Source organism: Streptomyces durhamensis (assembly GCF_000725475.1).
GTDB classification, from domain to species: domain Bacteria; phylum Actinomycetota; class Actinomycetes; order Streptomycetales; family Streptomycetaceae; genus Streptomyces; species Streptomyces filipinensis.
The window spans coordinates 23,109-39,436 of record NZ_JNXR01000012.1; the positions used below are offsets into that span (position 1 = coordinate 23,109).

Annotated in this window: 18 protein-coding genes; 9 read left to right on the plus strand and 9 right to left on the minus strand. The window is 71.7% G+C overall.

All coding sequences use genetic code 11. The features are described from left to right. Positions 1-3: 3 nt before the first annotated feature. From IO33_RS0117770 to cobC, 3 genes are read left to right on the plus strand one after another with little or no spacing between them, the layout of a single operon-like run. On the plus strand, positions 4-591 hold the full coding sequence (locus IO33_RS0117770) for a precorrin-8X methylmutase (protein WP_031165899.1): 588 nt from the start codon (positions 4-6) through the stop codon (positions 589-591). Continuing rightward, entirely contained in the window at positions 588-1,505 is a 918-nt protein-coding gene (locus IO33_RS0117775) for a sirohydrochlorin chelatase (RefSeq protein ID WP_031165901.1), read from the plus strand. The genes IO33_RS0117770 and IO33_RS0117775 overlap by 4 nt, the downstream gene beginning before the upstream one ends. Continuing rightward, positions 1,495-2,559, plus strand: a complete 1,065-nt coding sequence (gene cobC, locus IO33_RS0117780) for an Rv2231c family histidinol phosphate aminotransferase CobC (protein ID WP_031165903.1) — start codon at positions 1,495-1,497, stop codon at positions 2,557-2,559. The genes IO33_RS0117775 and cobC overlap by 11 nt, the downstream gene beginning before the upstream one ends. Positions 2,560-2,797: 238 nt before the next feature. On the opposite strand, the gene IO33_RS0117785 is transcribed toward cobC, so the two are convergent. The 5 genes from IO33_RS0117785 to IO33_RS0117805 all read right to left on the minus strand — a co-directional run bounded on the left by IO33_RS0117785 (position 2,798) and on the right by IO33_RS0117805 (position 7,481). After that, the gene (locus tag IO33_RS0117785; RefSeq protein ID WP_031165905.1) at positions 2,798-3,742 is read right to left on the minus strand and encodes an SCO1860 family LAETG-anchored protein; all 945 of its coding nucleotides are present in this window, start codon (positions 3,740-3,742) and stop codon (positions 2,798-2,800) included. Between the two features lie 143 nt (positions 3,743-3,885). After that, the gene (locus tag IO33_RS0117790; protein ID WP_031165907.1) at positions 3,886-4,977 is read right to left on the minus strand and encodes an amidohydrolase family protein; all 1,092 of its coding nucleotides are present in this window, start codon (positions 4,975-4,977) and stop codon (positions 3,886-3,888) included. Between the two features lie 17 nt (positions 4,978-4,994). After that, positions 4,995-5,789 carry an amino acid ABC transporter ATP-binding protein gene (locus tag IO33_RS0117795; protein ID WP_031165909.1) on the minus strand — a complete coding sequence of 265 codons (795 nt, stop codon included), beginning with the start codon at positions 5,787-5,789 and terminating at the stop codon, positions 4,995-4,997. Continuing rightward, positions 5,786-6,619, minus strand: coding sequence for an amino acid ABC transporter permease (locus tag IO33_RS0117800; RefSeq protein WP_031165911.1), 834 nt, complete (start codon positions 6,617-6,619; stop codon positions 5,786-5,788). The genes IO33_RS0117795 and IO33_RS0117800 overlap by 4 nt, the downstream gene beginning before the upstream one ends. Before the next feature lie 4 nt (positions 6,620-6,623). After that, entirely contained in the window at positions 6,624-7,481 is an 858-nt protein-coding gene (locus IO33_RS0117805; protein WP_031165913.1) for a transporter substrate-binding domain-containing protein, read from the minus strand. A 139-nt stretch (positions 7,482-7,620) separates the two neighbouring features. Between IO33_RS0117805 and IO33_RS0117810 the strand changes: the two genes are divergently transcribed. The 6 genes from IO33_RS0117810 to thpD all read left to right on the plus strand — a co-directional run bounded on the left by IO33_RS0117810 (position 7,621) and on the right by thpD (position 12,787). Further along, positions 7,621-8,670 (plus strand): pyridoxal-phosphate-dependent aminotransferase family protein, encoded by a 1,050-nt coding sequence (locus IO33_RS0117810; protein WP_037685623.1) that lies wholly within the window; start codon positions 7,621-7,623, stop codon positions 8,668-8,670. A 162-nt stretch (positions 8,671-8,832) separates the two neighbouring features. After that, positions 8,833-9,390 (plus strand): DinB family protein, encoded by a 558-nt coding sequence (locus tag IO33_RS0117815; RefSeq protein ID WP_031165917.1) that lies wholly within the window; start codon positions 8,833-8,835, stop codon positions 9,388-9,390. 255 nt (positions 9,391-9,645) lie between these two features. Continuing rightward, positions 9,646-10,164, plus strand: coding sequence for a diaminobutyrate acetyltransferase (ectA, locus tag IO33_RS0117820; RefSeq protein ID WP_031165920.1), 519 nt, complete (start codon positions 9,646-9,648; stop codon positions 10,162-10,164). A 13-nt stretch (positions 10,165-10,177) separates the two neighbouring features. After that, a complete protein-coding gene (ectB, locus tag IO33_RS0117825) occupies positions 10,178-11,449 on the plus strand; it encodes a diaminobutyrate--2-oxoglutarate transaminase (protein ID WP_031165922.1) in 1,272 nt (423 codons plus the stop codon). A gap of 33 nt (positions 11,450-11,482) precedes the next feature. Further along, positions 11,483-11,887 (plus strand): ectoine synthase, encoded by a 405-nt coding sequence (locus IO33_RS0117830; RefSeq protein ID WP_031165925.1) that lies wholly within the window; start codon positions 11,483-11,485, stop codon positions 11,885-11,887. A 6-nt stretch (positions 11,888-11,893) separates the two neighbouring features. Further along, positions 11,894-12,787 (plus strand): ectoine hydroxylase, encoded by an 894-nt coding sequence (gene thpD / locus IO33_RS0117835; protein WP_031165926.1) that lies wholly within the window; start codon positions 11,894-11,896, stop codon positions 12,785-12,787. A 73-nt stretch (positions 12,788-12,860) separates the two neighbouring features. Here thpD and IO33_RS0117840 read toward each other — a convergent pair whose 3' ends face one another. The 4 genes from IO33_RS0117840 to IO33_RS0117855 all read right to left on the minus strand — a co-directional run bounded on the left by IO33_RS0117840 (position 12,861) and on the right by IO33_RS0117855 (position 16,328). Continuing rightward, the gene (locus IO33_RS0117840; RefSeq protein ID WP_031165927.1) at positions 12,861-13,922 is read right to left on the minus strand and encodes an aminotransferase class V-fold PLP-dependent enzyme; all 1,062 of its coding nucleotides are present in this window, start codon (positions 13,920-13,922) and stop codon (positions 12,861-12,863) included. 95 nt (positions 13,923-14,017) lie between these two features. After that, entirely contained in the window at positions 14,018-14,746 is a 729-nt protein-coding gene (locus IO33_RS0117845) for a DsbA family oxidoreductase (RefSeq protein ID WP_031165928.1), read from the minus strand. 74 nt (positions 14,747-14,820) lie between these two features. Further along, positions 14,821-15,327, minus strand: a complete 507-nt coding sequence (locus IO33_RS0117850; protein ID WP_031165931.1) for a GNAT family N-acetyltransferase — start codon at positions 15,325-15,327, stop codon at positions 14,821-14,823. Beyond that, a complete protein-coding gene (locus tag IO33_RS0117855; RefSeq protein WP_078963741.1) occupies positions 15,324-16,328 on the minus strand; it encodes a GlxA family transcriptional regulator in 1,005 nt (334 codons plus the stop codon). The genes IO33_RS0117850 and IO33_RS0117855 overlap by 4 nt, the downstream gene beginning before the upstream one ends.

Genomic DNA, 16,328 nt, shown 5'->3' on the forward strand with positions numbered 1-16,328 from the left:
CCTGTGGCCCGTGTGGTCCATCCCATCGAGGAGGAGTCCTACCGGCGGCTGCGCGCCCGCCTGGACACCTCGCACTTCCCGCCGCTGACCCGGGCGGTGGTGGAGCGGGTCATCCACTCCGCCGCCGACCTGGAGTACGCGACCGACCTCGTCACGGCCGAGGACGACCTGGTGAAGGCGCACGCGGCGCTGCACGCCGGGGCACCGGTCGTCGTGGACGTGGAGATGGTCGGGGCCGGCATCACGCGCCGTGAGACCGTGTGCCGGCTGGGGGACGCCACGGCCGGCCCCGGACGGACCCGTTCGGCGCACGGCATCCGGCTCGCCTACGAACAGGTGGGGCCCGGTGCCCTCTGGGTGATCGGCAACGCCCCGACCGCGCTGGAGGAGCTGCTGACCCTGGATGCCTCCCCCGCGCTCGTCATCGGCCTGCCCGTCGGTTTCGTCGGAGCGGTCGAGTCCAAGGCCGCGTTGCGCGAGAGCGGGCTGCCCGCCGTGAGCAACGTGTCCGAGAAGGGCGGCTCGGCGGTCGCCTCCGCCGCGCTCAACGCCCTGCTGTACCACCCCGTTTCATCTGAGGAGATCTCGTGACCACCCCGCCCGCCCTGCTCATCGCCGGACACGGCACCCGAGACGACGCCGGAGCCGATGCGTTCCGCGACTTCGTCCGGGAGCTGGGCCGCCGCCACCCCGGGCTGCCCGTCGCGGGCGGCTTCATCGAGCTGTCCCCGCCGCCGCTGGGCGAGGCCGTCACCGAGCTGGTCGAGCAGGGCGTACGCAGGTTCGCCGCCGTGCCGCTGATGCTGGTGTCCGCCGGGCACGCCAAGGGCGACATCCCGGCCGCGCTGGCCCGCGAGAAGGAACGCCACCCGGGCATCGCGTACACCTACGGCCGCCCGCTCGGTCCGCACCCGGCCCTGCTGAGCGTGCTGGAGCGGCGGCTGGACGAGGTGCTGGGCGACACGGACCGCGCGGAGGTGACCGTGCTGCTGGTCGGGCGTGGCTCGACCGACCCCGATGCCAACGCCGAGGTGTTCAAGGCGGCCCGGCTGCTGTGGGAGGGCCGCGGGTACGCGGGGGTCGAGACGGCGTTCGTGTCGCTGGCGGCGCCGGACGTGCCGAGCGGCCTGGACCGGTGCACCCGGCTGGGGGCGCGGCGGATCGTCGTCCTCCCCTACTTCCTCTTCACCGGCATCCTGCCGGACCGGGTGCGCCGGCAGACCGAGGAGTGGGCGGCCGCGAACCCCGGGGCCGACGTACGCTCGGCGGACGTCATCGGGCCCGAGCCGGAGCTGCTGGACCTGGTGATGGAGCGGTACGAGGAGGCCGTCAAGGGCGATCTGCGCATGAACTGCGACTCGTGCGTGTACCGGATCGCGCTGCCGGGCTTCGAGGACAAGGTGGGGCTGCCGCAGCAGCCGCACTTCCACCCGGACGACGACGACCACCACCACGGGCACGGGCATCACCCGCACGGCGGGCACGCGCACAGCCATGCGCACTGACGACACCGGCGGGTCCGGGCACGATCTGCGGCACCACGGGGACGCCGAAGTGCGCGACGACGGGGCCGCGTTGGCCGACCTCGCGGTCAACGTCCGGGCGGACACGCCCCCGCCGTGGCTGCGGGAGGAGATCGCCGCCTCGCTGTCGTCGCTCGCCGCGTATCCGGACGGGCGGGCGGCGCGGGCGGCGGTGGCGGCGCGGCACGGGCTGCCGGTGGAACGGGTGCTGCTGACGGCCGGTGCGGCGGAGGCGTTCGTGCTGCTGGCGCGGGCGCTGAAGATCCGGCGCCCGGTCGTGGTGCATCCGCAGTTCACCGAGCCGGAGGCGGCGCTGCGGGACGCGGGTCACACCGTGGACCGGGTGCTGCTGCGGGAGGAGGACGGGTTCCGGCTGGATCCGGCGGCGGTGCCGGAGGAGGCCGACCTGGTCGTGATCGGGAATCCGACCAACCCCACCTCCGTACTGCATCCCGCGGACGCTGTCGTCCGGCTCGCCCGGCCCGGGCGGGTGCTGGTGGTCGACGAGGCGTTCATGGACGCGGTGCCGGGCGAGCGGGAGGCGCTGGCCGGGCGGACGGACGTGCCGGGTCTCGTGGTGCTGCGGAGCCTGACCAAGACCTGGGGGCTGGCCGGGCTGCGGATCGGGTACGTGCTGGCACCATCGGAGATCATCGCCGAGCTGGAGCGGGCCCAGCCGTTGTGGCCCGTGTCCACGCCGGCCCTCGCCGCGGCGCGGGCGTGTGTGGCGCCCCGGGCCCTGGCCGAGGCGGGGCATGCGGCGCATCGCATCGCGGCGGACCGGGCCCACCTGGTGGCGGGGCTGTCCGGGTTCGCCTCGCGGGGCGTGCGGGTGGTGGACCCCGCTCAGGGGCCCTTCGTGCTGGTCCGTATGCCCCGAGCCGTGGCCGTACGGCGTCGGCTGCGCGACCTCGGCTATGCGGTGCGACGGGGCGACACGTTTCCCGGGCTCGGTGCGGAGTGGGTGCGTGTGGCTGTGCGGGACCGGGCCACGGTGAACGGATTCCTGGAGGCGCTGTCGGCTGCCCTGCCGTGACAGCCTCACGAGGGAGGCACACGACGAGTTGCCGGGCGGCCGTCGCGGCGGCCGGCGTCTCGCGGGTGAGGCGGAGTCCGTGCCCCGTGGGGTGGTTCAGCCGGAGCACCCCGCGTCGCGGCACCACATGGCGGTTCAGGCGGCGGGTGAACTCCGGCCCGGCGACGGGGGCCCGGCGTGACGGCCGAGCGGGGGCGGCGGGGGGACCGGCGCCGCCGCACCGCCGCTCTCCGGGGCGTCAGCCCCTGCGGCGGCGGGCCACCGTCACCGCTCCCCCGCCGACCAGCACCAGCGCCAGCGCGCCGCCGGCGAGGTACGGGGTGGCGGAGCTGCCGCCGGTCTGCGCGAGGCCGGACTTCGCCACGCCTCCCTGGGGCTTCACGTCGGAGGCGGTGTCGGCCTTCGCGGGGGCGCCCTGCGGCTTGGCGCCCGCGGCCGGGTCGTGACTCGGCACCGGGTGCGGGGCCGTCGGGGACTCGCAGGTCGCCCTGGCCAGCGTGACCGTGCCCTCGACGTCGGCCACGTTGAGCTTCAAGGGGTTGACGGAGACCTTGAGTTCGAGGGCGGTGGCGGCGGCCGTACGGGTCGTGGTGCGCCGCTGGGCGAGGTCGAGGCGGACCTCTCCGACACCGGGCACCTTCACCTCGGTCGAACCGCCGGCGGTGAGCGTGACACGCTTGCCGAGGACGGTGACGGCGCCCAGGACGTTCGCCGAGGCGGCCGGCGCCCGGCCGGCCTCACAGGTCGCCTTGGCGGTGACCGTGCCCACCTCGATCAGGGACAGCAGGGGCAGGCCGGGGACGTGCAGCCGGGCGTCGACGAGCCGGACCGAGCCCTCGGCGCGCCGCGCGGTCACGGTGGCCCTCGCCGAGGCGACGTCGGCGCCGAGGACCGTGAACGGCCTGCCGCCGGCCACGCCGTCGAGCCGCGCCGACAGCGCGGTCCGGTCGGCGCTCCGCGGCGCCTGGACCTCGTTGAGGGAGACCGCGAGCGGGACGTCGACGGTCTTGTCGAGCAGGGACACGTCGAGCCCGGTGCGCAGGACGACGGCGGAGGCGCGACCGCGGTCGGCGGTCGCGTGCGCGGGGCCCGCGCCCAGGACCGCGGGCCCCGCGGCGAGGGCGGTGACCGTCGCGACGGCGGCGAGACGGCGTGCGGGCATGCGGAAGTCGTTGCTGTTCAAGGTGGTGGGACCCCCAGAGGAAACAGGCTTGGGACCCGTCAACCTTGTACGTCCTGTGGGTGAACGGTCAGCGATCCAGGGCCACTTCACCCGAACGTGGATATGCCGTACTCCCCTTCGAATCACCGGGCACGGGCGTTCCCTTACTGCACGATCCGGCCGTTCAGCACCACCCGGCGCGGTGCCGCGAGCACCCGTACGTCCGCCCGCGGATCGCCCGCGTACACCACCAGGTCGGCCGGCGCGCCCTCCTCCAGTCCGGGGCGGCCGAGCCAGGCGCGGGCGCCCCAGCTGGTCGCGGACAGCGCCTCGACCGGCGGGATGCCCGCGGTGACCAGCTCGGCGACCTCCTCCGCGACCAGGCCGTGGGCCAGCGAGCCGCCCGCGTCGGTGCCGACGTACACCGGGATCCCGGCGTCGTAGGCGCCGCGAACGGTGTCGTAGCGCCGCTCGTGCAGCCGCCGCATGTGGGCGGACCAGCGGGGGAACCGGGTGTCGCCGCCGGCCGCGAGCCGCGGGAAGGTGGCGATGTTGACGAGGGTCGGGACGATCGCGACACCGCGCTCGGCGAACAGCGGGATCAGGTCCTCGGTCAGGCCGGTCGCGTGCTCGATGCAGTCGATGCCCGCCTCGACCAGGTCGCGCAGGGAGCTCTCGGCGAAGCAGTGCGCGGTGACGCGGGCACCGAGCCGGTGGGCCTCGGCGATGGCCGCCCGGGCCGCCTCACGCGGCCAGCAGGGAGCGAGGTCGCCGAGGTCGCGGTCGATCCAGTCGCCGACCAGCTTGACCCAGCCGTCGCCGCGCCGGGCCTCCTGGGCGACGTACGCGACGAGGTCGTCGGGCTCGATCTCCCAGGCGTAGTTGCGGATGTAGCGGCGGGTGCGGGCGATGTGCCGGCCGGCCCGGATGATCTTCGGCAGGTCCTCACGGTCGTCGATCCAGCGGGTGTCGGAGGGCGAGCCTGCGTCCCGGATCAGCAGGGTGCCCGTCTCGCGGTCGGTGAGCGCCTGCTTCTCGGCGGTGTCCGCGTCGACCGGGCCCTCGGCGCCGAGGCCGACATGGCAGTGCGCGTCGACCAGGCCGGGCAGCGCCCAGCCCTCGACGGTCCGCACGTCGCGGGCGCCGGCGGGGCGGTCGTACGACACCCGGCCGCCGACCACCCACAGCTCGTCGCGGACGTCCTCGGGGCCCACGAGGACCCGCCCCTTCACGTGCAGCACGGCGCCATCGCTCATGCACGCACCCTAACGACCTAGGGCCGGTCCTTCCCCACCTGGTCGGAGGTCTCCTCCTCGACCTGGGCCATCGCCGGGTCGAGGAGCCGGGAGAGGAAGTGGCGGGTGCGCTCGTGCTGCGGGTCGCCGATGACCTGGTCGGGGCTGCCGTCCTCGACGATCAGGCCGCCGTCCATGAAGACGACCCGGTCGGCGACCTCGCGGGCGAAGGTCATCTCGTGGGTGACGACCATCATCGTCATGCCCTCGGTGGCGAGCATGCGCATGACGGCGAGGACATCACCGACCAGCTCGGGGTCGAGTGCCGAGGTCGGCTCGTCGAAGAGCATGACCTCCGGGCCCATCGCCAGCGCCCGGGCGATGGCCACGCGCTGCTGCTGGCCGCCGGAGAGGGAGGCCGGGTAGGCGTCGGCCTTCTCGGCCAGGCCCACCCGGGCGAGGTTCTCGGCGGCGATCCGCGCGGCGGTCTCCCTGTCCCGCTTCAGAACCCTGCGCTGCGGCAGCGTGAGGTTCTCGGTGACGCTCAGGTGCGGGAAGAGGTTGAACTGCTGGAAGACCATGCCGATCCGGCGGCGTACGGCGTCGATGTCGACGTCCGGGTCGGTGAGTTCGGTGCCGCCGACGAAGACCTGGCCCCCGGTCGGCTCCTCCAGCAGGTTCACACAGCGCAGCAGCGTGGACTTGCCGGAGCCGGAGGGGCCGATGACGCAGACGACCTCGCCCTGGCCGATCTCCAGGTCGATGCCGCGCAGGACGTGGTTGTCGCCGAAGGACTTGTGCAGGTCCTGGACGCGGATCTCGGGGCGGGTCACCGGATCTCCCTGAGGGCCTTGGACTCCATACGGCGCACGACGAGGCTGAGCGGGATCGTGATCAGCAGGTAGCACAGGCCCGCCACCAGGATCGGGGTGGAGTTGGCGGTCGTGCTGGCCAGGTCGTTGCCGAACTTGGACAGTTCGCGCTGCTCCAGGGTGACACCGAGGAACAGCACCAGCGAGGAGTCCTTGAAGAGCAGGACGAGTTCGTTGGTCAGCGGCGGCAGGATGATCCGGAAGGCCTGCGGCAGGATGATGGAGACCATGGCCCGCGCGGGCGAGAAGCCGAGCGAACGGGCCGCCTCCATCTGCCCCTTGGGCACGGCCTGGATGCCCGCGCGGATCGTCTCGGCCATGTAGGCGGCGGAGACCAGTCCGAGCGCGACGGCGACCTTGCCGTAGATGCCGCCCGGGTACTGGACGCTCGGGAAGGCCAGGGGCACACCGGTGCCGACGAAGATGAAGATCAGCAGTGCGGGCAGGCCGCGGAAGATCTCGATGTAGACACCGGCGAGCCAGCGGTACGGCCCCACGGACGACAGGCGCATCAGGGCGATGACCATGCCGAGGACCAGGCCCACGACGAACCCGGAGAGCGTGTACAGCACGGTGTTCTTCAGGGCCACCGTGATGATGTCCGGGAACAGCCGCTCGGCGATCTCGGGCTGCGCGAACTGGTTCTGCAGCCGGCCCCAGTCCGCGGTGACCGCGAACGCGATCACCGCGGCGACGAAGAGGGCGTACTGCGCCCCGCGGGAGAGCCGGCGCTTCTGGCGGAGTGTCAGTCCGGACTTCCTGGGCTGGATACGTGTGTCCGTGTCGGCCATGGGGTCAGGAGGCGGACGGGGCCGGGGAGGCGACGGAGGCGTTGTACGGGCCGATCCACTTCTCGTAGATCTTCTTGTACGTGCCGTCGGCCTTGGCGTCCTTCAGGGCCTTGTTGACGGCGTCGAGCAGGGCCTTGTTGCCCTTCTTGACCGTGAAGCCGTACTGCTCGCCCGTCTTGAGGTTGTCGACGACCTTGAAGGCGTCCGCGTTGGCCTTGTCCTTCAGCCAGCCCTGGACCACCGGGTAGTCGATGACGACGGCCTGGACCTGGCCGGTGCGCAGGCCGTTGAGGACCGCGTCGGAGGAGGCGAAGGAGACCGGGTCGAAGCCCTTGCTCCGGGCGTAGTCCTCGCCGGTGGTCTGCGCCTGGGCACCCAGCTTCTTGCCCTTGGCCTTCACGTCGGCGAGGGAGGTGATGCCGGCGCTCTTGTTCACGAGCACGGCCTGGGTGGCCTCGAAGTACGGGTCGGAGAAGTCGACGTTCTTCTTGCGCTCGGCGGTGATCGTCATGCCGGCGGCGGCGAGGTCGCACTGGCCGGAGTTCAGGAAGGCGCCGGTCTTGAAGTTCTCGAAGGGGGTGTCGAGGATCTGCTGCTTGACGCCGAGGTTCTTGGCGACGAGGTCGATGAGGGAGACGTCGAAGCCCTGCACCTTGCCGTTGATCTCCGACTGGAACGGCGGGTACGGCAGGTGGGTGCAGGTGGTCAGCTGGCCGGCCTTGACGACGTGGACCCCCTTGACGGTGGCGCCGCCGTTCCCCCCGCCGGACGACGAGGAGCAGCCGGCCACGACGAGGACCAGCCCGGCGGTCGCGGTGGTGGCGGCCAGGAGGCGGGTCCGGCGACCGAGGAGCGTTTTCATGGGGGATCTCCCTGTGGGGGAACTGAGGGTTCCGATTATAAGGAAGAGTTTGAGTCTCTCAAATCAAACCGATGGTTTCTCAGCCGCTGGACCTAAGATCAAGGGAGTCCCGACGTCCGCGAACGAAGAGAGCACCGCCGTGAGCCACCCCTTCCTCGATCTGCCCCCGCTGAGTGCCGAGCGCTTCGCCGCCATCGAGGACGCCGTCGCCCGGCTGCTGGACACCCGGCAGGACGTGCTGATCACGCAGGGGGAGGCACTGCTGCCGCTGGAGGGCGCGATCCGCGCGGCGGCCGGCCCGGGCACGGTGGCGCTGAACGTGATCACCGGGCCGTACGGGCAGACGTTCGGGAATTGGCTCCGCGACTGCGGCGCGACGGTGTACGACCTCCGCGTCCCCTTCCACACGGCCGTCACCGCCGAGCAGGTCCGGGAGGCGTTCGCCGCGCACCCGGAGATCGACTTCGTCTCGCTGGTGCACGCGGAGGCGGCGACCGGCAACACCAACCCGGTCGCGGAGATCGGCGAGGTGGTGCGCGAGCAGGGGGCGCTGTTCTACCTGGACGCGGTCGCCTCCGTGGGCGCGGAGCCGGTGCTGCCGGACGCATGGGGCGTGGACCTGTGTGTGATCGGCGCACAGAAGGCGATGGGCGGTCCGGCGGGCGTGTCGGCGATCTCGGTGAGCGAGCGGGCCTGGGCGCGGATGGCGGCGAACCCGAACGCGCCGCGCCGCTCCTATCTGTCCCTGCTGGACTGGAAGGACCGCTGGACCGACGCCGGCCGCACGGTGCTGCCGCACGCCCCGGCCCAGCTGGAGATGCTGGCGCTTCAGGCGTGCCTGGAGCGGATCGAGTCCGCGGGACTGGACGCGGTGATGGCCCGGCACCGCAGCGCCGCGCTGGCCGCGCGGGCCGGTGCGGTCCGCTTGGGCGGGGGTCTTGAGCCGTATGTGCACGAGGAGAAGGACGCGGCGCCGGTGGCCACGACGCTGCGGGTGCCGTCGGACGTGGTGGCGTCGGAGGTGGTGGCCCGGGCGCTGGCGAGTGATCCCACGCTGCCGCTGGCCGCGGGGGGAGGCGCGTTGGCCAAGGAGATGATCCGGGTCAACCACTACGGGGCGGACGCTTCCCCTCAGACCGTGGAGCGGTGCCTGGCGGCGCTCGGAGCGGCACTCCCGGTGCGGGACTAGACGCGGGACCGGACACAGGACTGGGCGCGGGACCGGACGCCGGGGGCTCTTCGCCCGCCGGGCCCCCGTTTCCCGCCCGGCCACCCGACTCGGCGGCCGGAAGAATGCCGTCCCGCCTCGCTCGCCGGCGCGGATGTCCGTGGCCCGTGCCACCCTTCCCTCATGACGACGCCATCGACGCCCCGGAGCCCCGGCACACCCGAAGCGCCCCTCACCCTCCCGGACGGGCGGCCCGTCCCCCCGATGACCGGATCCGAGCGCGCCATGCTGGAGGGCTGGCTGGACTTCCACCGGGGCACACTGGAGCTGAAGTGCCGGGGGCTGGACGACCGGCAGGCGCGGCTCACGCCGGCGGAGCCGTCGTCGCTGACACTGCTCGGGCTCGTCCAGCACCTCGCCGAGGTCGAACGGAACTGGTTCCAGCGGGTGCTGGGCGGACTGGACGTGCCGCCGGTGTTCGAGGAGGCGACCGGGTACGCCCTCGATCCGCAGCGGGGGCTGCGGGACGCACTGGCCGTGTGGCGGCAGGAGATCGCGCGCGGCCGGGAACTGCTCGCCGGACGGGCCCTGGAGGAAACCGGCCGGATCGTCGACGAGCCGATGGCCGGTGCCGAGGTGAGCGTGCGCTGGGTGCTGATCCATCTCATCGAGGAGTACGCCCGGCACAACGGACATGCCGACATTCTGCGTGAACGAATCGACGGCAACACCGGGGCCTGAATTCAATTTAGCTTCACAATTCCCGCCTATTCTCCAGGTGACAGCTTCCCGTCCTCTTCTGCCCGCTTTTTGCAAGGCTAAACAGCGAAGTTTCCTGGCGGTTTTCTGGCGGTTTACGCACTGTGACATACTCCACAGCGCGATACCTTTGTCCTGATTTGACGTGGGTTAATTCGGGCATTTCGCCAAGGCTCCTGTGTGGCACAGCGAAGACGGCCGTGCATTTCCTAATTCGCCTCGCTAAATTCGTGCCGCATGACTGCCGCACCCGCAGACCTACTCATCGACCGACCGGCGATGACCGACGGAGCCGCGCTCTGGCGTCTCGCCAAGGACTCGAAAACCCTCGACCTGAACTCCTCGTACAGCTATCTGCTGTGGTGCCGGGACTTCGCCGGCACCTCGGCGGTGGCGCGTGGTGCGGACGGGGAGCCGGTCGGTTTCGTCACCGGCTACATGCGGCCTGAGCACCCCCGCACCCTGCTCGTCTGGCAGGTGGCCGTCGACTCCGCGTACCGGGGTCACGGCATCGCCGCCCGGCTGCTGGACGGGCTGACCGCACGGCTCGCCACCGAGCGCGGCATCACCGGCGTGGAGACGACCATCACCCCGGGCAACACCGCGTCCGAACGGCTGTTCACCTCGTTCGCCGCCCGGCACGGCGCACACCTGGAGCGTGAGGTGCTGTTCGCCGCCGAGCTGTTCCCGGACGGCCCGCACGACCCCGAAGTGCTCTACCGCATCGGCCCGCTGACCGACTTCACCGCCCACTGAGGAGCGATTCACCGTGACCATCACCCAGCCCGACCTCAGCGTCTTCGAGACCCTCGAGTCCGAGGTGCGCAGCTACTGCCGCGGCTGGCCCACCGTCTTCGACCGCGCGCAGGGCAGCCGGATGTACGACGAGGACGGTCATGCGTACCTCGACTTCTTCGCCGGTGCCGGGTCACTCAACTACGGCCACAACAATCCCGTACTGAAACGGGCGTTGATCGACTATCTGTCCCGGGACGGGGTGACCCACGGCCTGGACATGTCGACCACGGCCAAGCGGTCCTTCCTGCAGACCTTCCAGGATCTGGTGCTGCGCCCGCGGGACCTGCCGTACAAGGTGATGTTCCCGGGGCCGACGGGCACCAACGCCGTCGAGTCGGCGCTGAAGCTGGCCCGGAAGGTGAAGGGGCGCGAGGCGATCGTGTCGTTCACCAACGCCTTCCACGGGATGTCCCTGGGCTCGCTCGCCGTCACCGGGAACGCCTTCAAGCGGGCCGGCGCCGGAATCCCGCTGGTGCACGGCACGCCGATGCCGTTCGACAACTACTTCGACGGCACGGTCCCGGACTTCCTGTGGTTCGAGCGGCTGCTGGAGGACCAGGGGTCCGGCCTCAACAAGCCCGCCGCCGTGATCGTGGAGACCGTGCAGGGCGAGGGCGGCATCAACGTCGCCCGGCCCGAATGGCTGCGCGCGCTCAAGGAGTTGTGCGAGCGGCAGGACATGCTGCTGATCGTCGACGACATCCAGATGGGCTGCGGCCGTACCGGCGCCTTCTTCTCCTTCGAGGAGGCGGGCATCACCCCGGACATCGTCACGGTCTCCAAGTCCATCAGCGGCTACGGGCTGCCGATGTCGCTGTGCCTTTTCAAGCCCGAGCTGGACGTCTGGGAGCCCGGCGAGCACAACGGCACCTTCCGTGGCAACAACCCCGCGTTCGTCACGGCGACGGCCGCGCTGGAGACGTACTGGACCGACGGCTCGGCCATGGAGAAGCAGACCCGCTCCCGTGGCGAGCAGGTCGAGCAGGCGCTGATCTCCATCACCGAGGAGAACCTCGCCGACGTCAGCGAGTACCGCGGGCGCGGGCTGGTGTGGGGCCTGGAGTTCCGTGAGAAGGAGCGGGCCTCGCGGATCGCCCGGCGCGCCTTCGAGCTGGGACTGCTGATCGAGACGTCCGGCCCGGAGGGCGAGGTCGTCAAGCTGCTGCCCGCGCTCACCATCACCCCCGACGAGCTGGACGAGGGCCTGAGCGTCCTCGCCCGCGCCGTCCGGGAAACCGTCTGAACCGTATTGCCGACCAGGAGGAAGAGCACCACCGTGATCGTCCGATCGTTCAAGGACATCGAGAACACCGACCGGCACGTCAAGGCGAAGTCCGGCACCTGGGAGAGCAAGCGGATCGTCCTCGCCAAGGAGCGGGTCGGCTTCTCCCTGCACGAGACCGTCCTGTACGCCGGGACCGAGACGTCGATGTGGTACGCCAACCACATCGAGGCCGTCGTCTGCACCCGGGGCGAGGCCGAACTCACCGACCACGAGGCCGGGAAGACGTACACGATCACGCCCGGCACCATGTACCTCCTCGACGGGCACGAGCGGCACACGCTGCGCGTCAAGGAGGACTTCCACTGCATCTGTGTGTTCAACCCGCCGGTGACCGGACGGGAGGACCACGACGAGAACGGCGTCTACCCGCTGCTCACCGAGCCCGAGGAGGTGTGAGAAACCATGACCACTGCCCCCGTGAAGGATCTCTACCCGACCCGCGGCACCACCGAGGTGACCGTGCCGCGCCAGGACCCGGTCGTCTGGGGCTCCCCGGACACACCGGGCCCGATCCCGGCGGCCGACCTGCACGCGTACGAGCGTGACGGCTTCCTCGCCGTCGACCAGCTGATCACCCCGGACGAGGTCGAGGTCTACCGGCGTGAGCTGGACCGGCTGGTCACCGACCCGGCGATCCGCGCCGACGAGCGCTCCATCGTGGAGCCGAAGTCGAAGGAGATCCGCTCGGTCTTCGAGGTGCACCGGATCAGCGAGCTGTTCGCGAACCTGGTGCGCGATCCGCGGGTCGTCGGCCGCGCCCGGCAGATCCTCGGCTCGGACGTGTACGTCCACCAGTCCCGGATCAACGTCAAGCCCGGCTTCGGCGCGAGCGGCTTCTACTGGCACTCGGACTTCGAGACCTGGCACGCCGAGGACGGCCTGCCGAACATGCGCACCGTGTCAGTCTCGATCGCGCTGACCGAGAACCACGACACCAACGGCGGCCTGATGATCATGCCGGGCTCGCACCGGACGTTCCTGGGGTGCGCCGGGGCCACGCCCGAGGACAACTACAAGAAGTCCCTGCAGATGCAGGACGCGGGCACCCCGTCCGACGAGGCGCTGACCGCGCTGGCGGGCGAGCACGGCATCCGGCTGTTCACCGGCAGGGCCGGCTCGGCGACCTGGTTCGACTGCAACTGCATGCACGGCTCCGGCGACAACATCACGCCGTTCCCGCGCAGCAACGTCTTCATCGTGTTCAACAGCGTGGAGAACACCGCCGTGGAGCCCTTCGCGGCACCGGTGCGCAGGCCTGAGTTCATCGGCGCGCGCGACTTCACCCCGGTGTCATGACCTGGGTGAAGTGACCCCCGAGCACCGGGCCGGGGCCTCCTCGTGTGGGACGGGAGGTCCCGGCCCGGTCATGTCAGCCGGCGAGCACGTCCAGCAGCCGGTCCACGTCGGCCGGCGTGTTGTACAGGTGGAACGAGGCCCGCAGACTGCCCGCACGGTCGGACACCTCGATACCGGCCCGGCTCAACTCCGGCTGGCGAGAGCCCAGTCCGGGGACGGAGACGATCGCCGAGGCGGGGGCGGGCAGGGGCTCGTGGCCGAGCGAGGCGAGCCCGGTACGGAACCGCTCGGCCAGTGCCAGGTCGTGCGCCTGCACGGCGGCCACGCCCAGCTCCTCGATCAGGGCGAGCGAGTGGCGCACCCCGGTGTGGGTGAACAGCGCGGGGCTCACGTCGAACCGGCGCGCGGAGTGGGCGAGTTCGGTCACCGGGCCGTAGCAGCTGTTCCACGGCTCCTCGGCCGCGACCCAGCCCGCCAGCAGCGGGGACAGCCCGCCGAAGTCCTCGGGGACGACGAGGAAGGCCACCCCGTGCGGGCCGAGCAGCCACTTGAAGGTCGTCGTCACGGTGAAGTCGTCGGCGCCGGCCTCCATCGGCAGCCAGCCGGCCGCCTGCGAGTAGTCGACATAGGTGCGCGCACCGTGCGCACGGGCGGCCTCGCGCAGGGCGGGCAGGTCGGCGACCCGGCCGTCGGCGGACTGGGCGGCGCTGACCGCGACCAGGGCGGTGTCCGGGCGGACCGACTCGGCGAGCCGCTCCAGCGGGACCGCCCGCATCTTGAGGTCCCCGCGCACATGGAACGGGTTCAGCACGGAGGTGAAGTCGTCCTCGGCGGTGAGCACTTCGGCGCCCGCGGGCAGCGCGGCGGCGATCAGTCCGCTCTGGGCGGCGACGGACGGACCGGACGCGACCCGGGTCACCGGCACGCCGGCCAGCCGGGCGAACGTGGCCCGGGCGACCTCGACGTCGTCGAAGAGCGGATCCAGCGGCCGGCCCTCGGCCCGGATCGCCACCGCCTCGTGCAGTGCGGCTACCGTACGGGCCGGGAGCAGGCCGCTGCTCGCGGTGTTCAGGTAGGTGTTCCTGGGGGTGAACTCGGCGCGGACGAGGCTGTCGAACGACTCCGTGGTCTCCATGGGTCCACTCTGCGGCCCCGTGAAGTCCCCGTCCATTGCGCATTTTTACGTGGATCCCCTTAGGAGCTGTTATAGGTCCGCCCTGACCTGCGGTTTCAGCCCTGCTGCGGTACCGCGCACCCGTCCGGACCGCAGGCCGCCCCGTCCCCTTGGTCCCCCTGCCCGACCAGCTTCAGCGGGGAACGTTCCCCCCAGGCCTGGGTCAGCGCCTGGGTGAAGACCTCGGCGGGCTGGGCTCCGGAGACGCCGTACGCGCGGTCCAGGACGAAGAACGGCACGCCGGTCGCGCCGAGCTCGGCGGCCTCCCGCTCGTCGGCGCGGACCTCGTCGGCGTAGGCCTGCGGGTCGCCGAGCACCCGGCGGACGGCCTCGGCGTCCAGTCCCGCCTCCACGGCCAGCTCCACCAGGCGTTCGTCACCCTCGGTGAAGACGGAGCGTTCCTCGGCGAAGTTCGCCCGGTACAGGATCTGGATCAGCGCGTCCTGCCGGCCCTGCTCCTTGGCGAAGTGCAGCAGCCGGTGCATGTCGAAGGTGTTGCCGTGGTCCCGGTCCCGGGTGCGGTAGTCCAGGCCCTCGGCGGCGGCCTGGGCGCCCAGGTTGTCCTCGCCGGCCTGGGCCTGTGCCTCGCTCATGCCGTACTTCCTGGTGAGCATGGTGATCACCGGCTGCACGTCGCCCTTGGCGCGGCCCGGGTCCAGCTCGAAGGAGCGGTGCACCACCTCGACGTCGTCACGGTGCGGGAAGGCTGCCAGCGCCTTCTCGAAGCGGGCCTTGCCCACGTAGCACCAGGGGCAGGCGATGTCGCTCCAGATCTCGACGCGCATGCTTCGGCTCTCTCCAGGTCGTACGACTGCGGGGGCTCTCCCCGCCTAGTACGTGAACGTTCAAGCAGGCCGTTTCATTCCCGCGGTGGCACGGCGAGGCGCAGGAAGAGGTGGTGGTCCCCCTCGGCGGGTGGGTTGTCGGGGTCCGGGACCCAGCCCTGGCGGGCGTAGAAGGCCTGGGCGCGGGCGTTGTCCACGTGCACGTCGAGGACGGCCGTGCGCCGGGTGTCGGCACGCCACTGCTCCACGCAGGCCGCGTGCAGGGCGGTGCCGATTCCGGCGCGCCAGTGGTCGGGGTCGACGTGGAACTGGAAGAGCTTGACCGCGTCGGCGGGTGCGCCGTCCGGGGTGCGGAAGGAGGCGATGCCGACGATCCGGCCGTGCTCGACGGCGCACAGCACATGGCCGTCGGGGCGCTCGATGGAGCCGCGCCAGGCCTCGGCCCAGTCCACGTCGCCCTGCGGGAGCCCGTCCGGGTAGTACGTCGAGCGGGCCCGGACGTGCAGATCGGCGATGACTTCGGTTTCGGCGGGCAGGGCGGTGCGGATCACCAGGGCGCCGGTCATGCGTTCACTGATCATGCAACGGAGGACGTGACGACACCGGGACCGGTTCCCTCGCGGTCCGCGGGCCGCACGGGCGCGTGCCGGCTGAACTGGGCGCGGTAGGTGCTCGGAGTGAGGCCGGTGCGGCGGACCAGGTGGGCGCGCAGCGAGTCGGCGGTGCCCAGGCCGCAGGCCGCGGCCACCTGGTCCATGGGCAGGGTGGTGGTCTCCAGCAGTTCCCTGGCCCGCTCGATGCGCTGGTGCAGCAGCCACTGGAGCGGGCTGACCCCGCTCTCCGCGTGGAAGCGCCGGGTGAGGGTGCGTACCGAGACCCCGGCGTGCCGTGCCAGGTCGGTGAGGGTGAGCGGCTTGTCGAGGTTGCGCATGGCCCAGCCGCGGGTGTCGGCGCAGACGGTGCCCCGCTCGGGCGGCAGCGGGGTGTGGGTGAACTGGGTCTGGCCGCCGGGGCGGACCGGGGCGACCAGGGCGAGGCGGGCCACCTCGTTGGCGACGGCGGCGCCGTAGTCGGTGCGGATGAGGTGCAGGCACAGGTCGATGCCGGCGGCGTAGCCGGAGGAGGTGAGGAACTGGCCGTCCTGGGCGTAGAGGACGTCGCCCTGGACCTCCACGCCGGGGTGCCGGCGGCGCAGTTCGTCGGCGTGCGCCCAGTAGGTGGTGGCCTTGCGGCCGTCCAGCAGACCGGCCTCGGCGAGCGAGAAGGCGCCGGTGCACAGGGCGGCGATGCGTACCCCCGCCTCGGCGGACTCCCGCAGTGCCCGCAGCACCCGCGGATCCGGCGAGAACGGCTTGCCGGTGCCCGCCACGATCACCGTGTCCGCCTTCCGCAGCGCCTCCAGCCCGTGCGGGACGTGCAGGTCGAGGCTGCCGGTGGTGGGCACCGGGCCGGGGTCGGGCGCGCAGATCACCACCTCGTAGCCGGGCCGCCCGTCGACCTCGACCTTGTCGAACAGCAGCTCGGGGATGGCGAGGTTGAACATCGACACGGGCGGGGACGCGACGACCGCGACGCGCAGCAT

Excerpts from the sequence above, each read along its gene's own strand:
- IO33_RS0117800 (WP_031165911.1), bottom strand. The coding sequence starts at position 6,619 with ATGGCCGACACGGACACACGTATCCAGCCCAGGAAGTCCGGACTGACA.
- IO33_RS0117815 (WP_031165917.1), top strand. The coding sequence starts at position 8,833 with ATGACGACGCCATCGACGCCCCGGAGCCCCGGCACACCCGAAGCGCCC.
- IO33_RS0117855 (WP_078963741.1), bottom strand. The coding sequence starts at position 16,328 with ATGCTGCGCGTCGCGGTCGTCGCGTCCCCGCCCGTGTCGATGTTCAAC.
- IO33_RS0117805 (WP_031165913.1), bottom strand. The coding sequence starts at position 7,481 with ATGAAAACGCTCCTCGGTCGCCGGACCCGCCTCCTGGCCGCCACCACC.
- IO33_RS0117845 (WP_031165928.1), bottom strand. The coding sequence starts at position 14,746 with ATGCGCGTCGAGATCTGGAGCGACATCGCCTGCCCCTGGTGCTACGTG.
- cobC (WP_031165903.1), top strand. The coding sequence starts at position 1,495 with ATGCGCACTGACGACACCGGCGGGTCCGGGCACGATCTGCGGCACCAC.
- IO33_RS0117840 (WP_031165927.1), bottom strand. The coding sequence starts at position 13,922 with ATGGAGACCACGGAGTCGTTCGACAGCCTCGTCCGCGCCGAGTTCACC.
- thpD (WP_031165926.1), top strand. The coding sequence starts at position 11,894 with ATGACCACTGCCCCCGTGAAGGATCTCTACCCGACCCGCGGCACCACC.
- IO33_RS0117790 (WP_031165907.1), bottom strand. The coding sequence starts at position 4,977 with ATGAGCGATGGCGCCGTGCTGCACGTGAAGGGGCGGGTCCTCGTGGGC.
- IO33_RS0117850 (WP_031165931.1), bottom strand. The coding sequence starts at position 15,327 with ATGATCAGTGAACGCATGACCGGCGCCCTGGTGATCCGCACCGCCCTG.
- ectA (WP_031165920.1), top strand. The coding sequence starts at position 9,646 with ATGACTGCCGCACCCGCAGACCTACTCATCGACCGACCGGCGATGACC.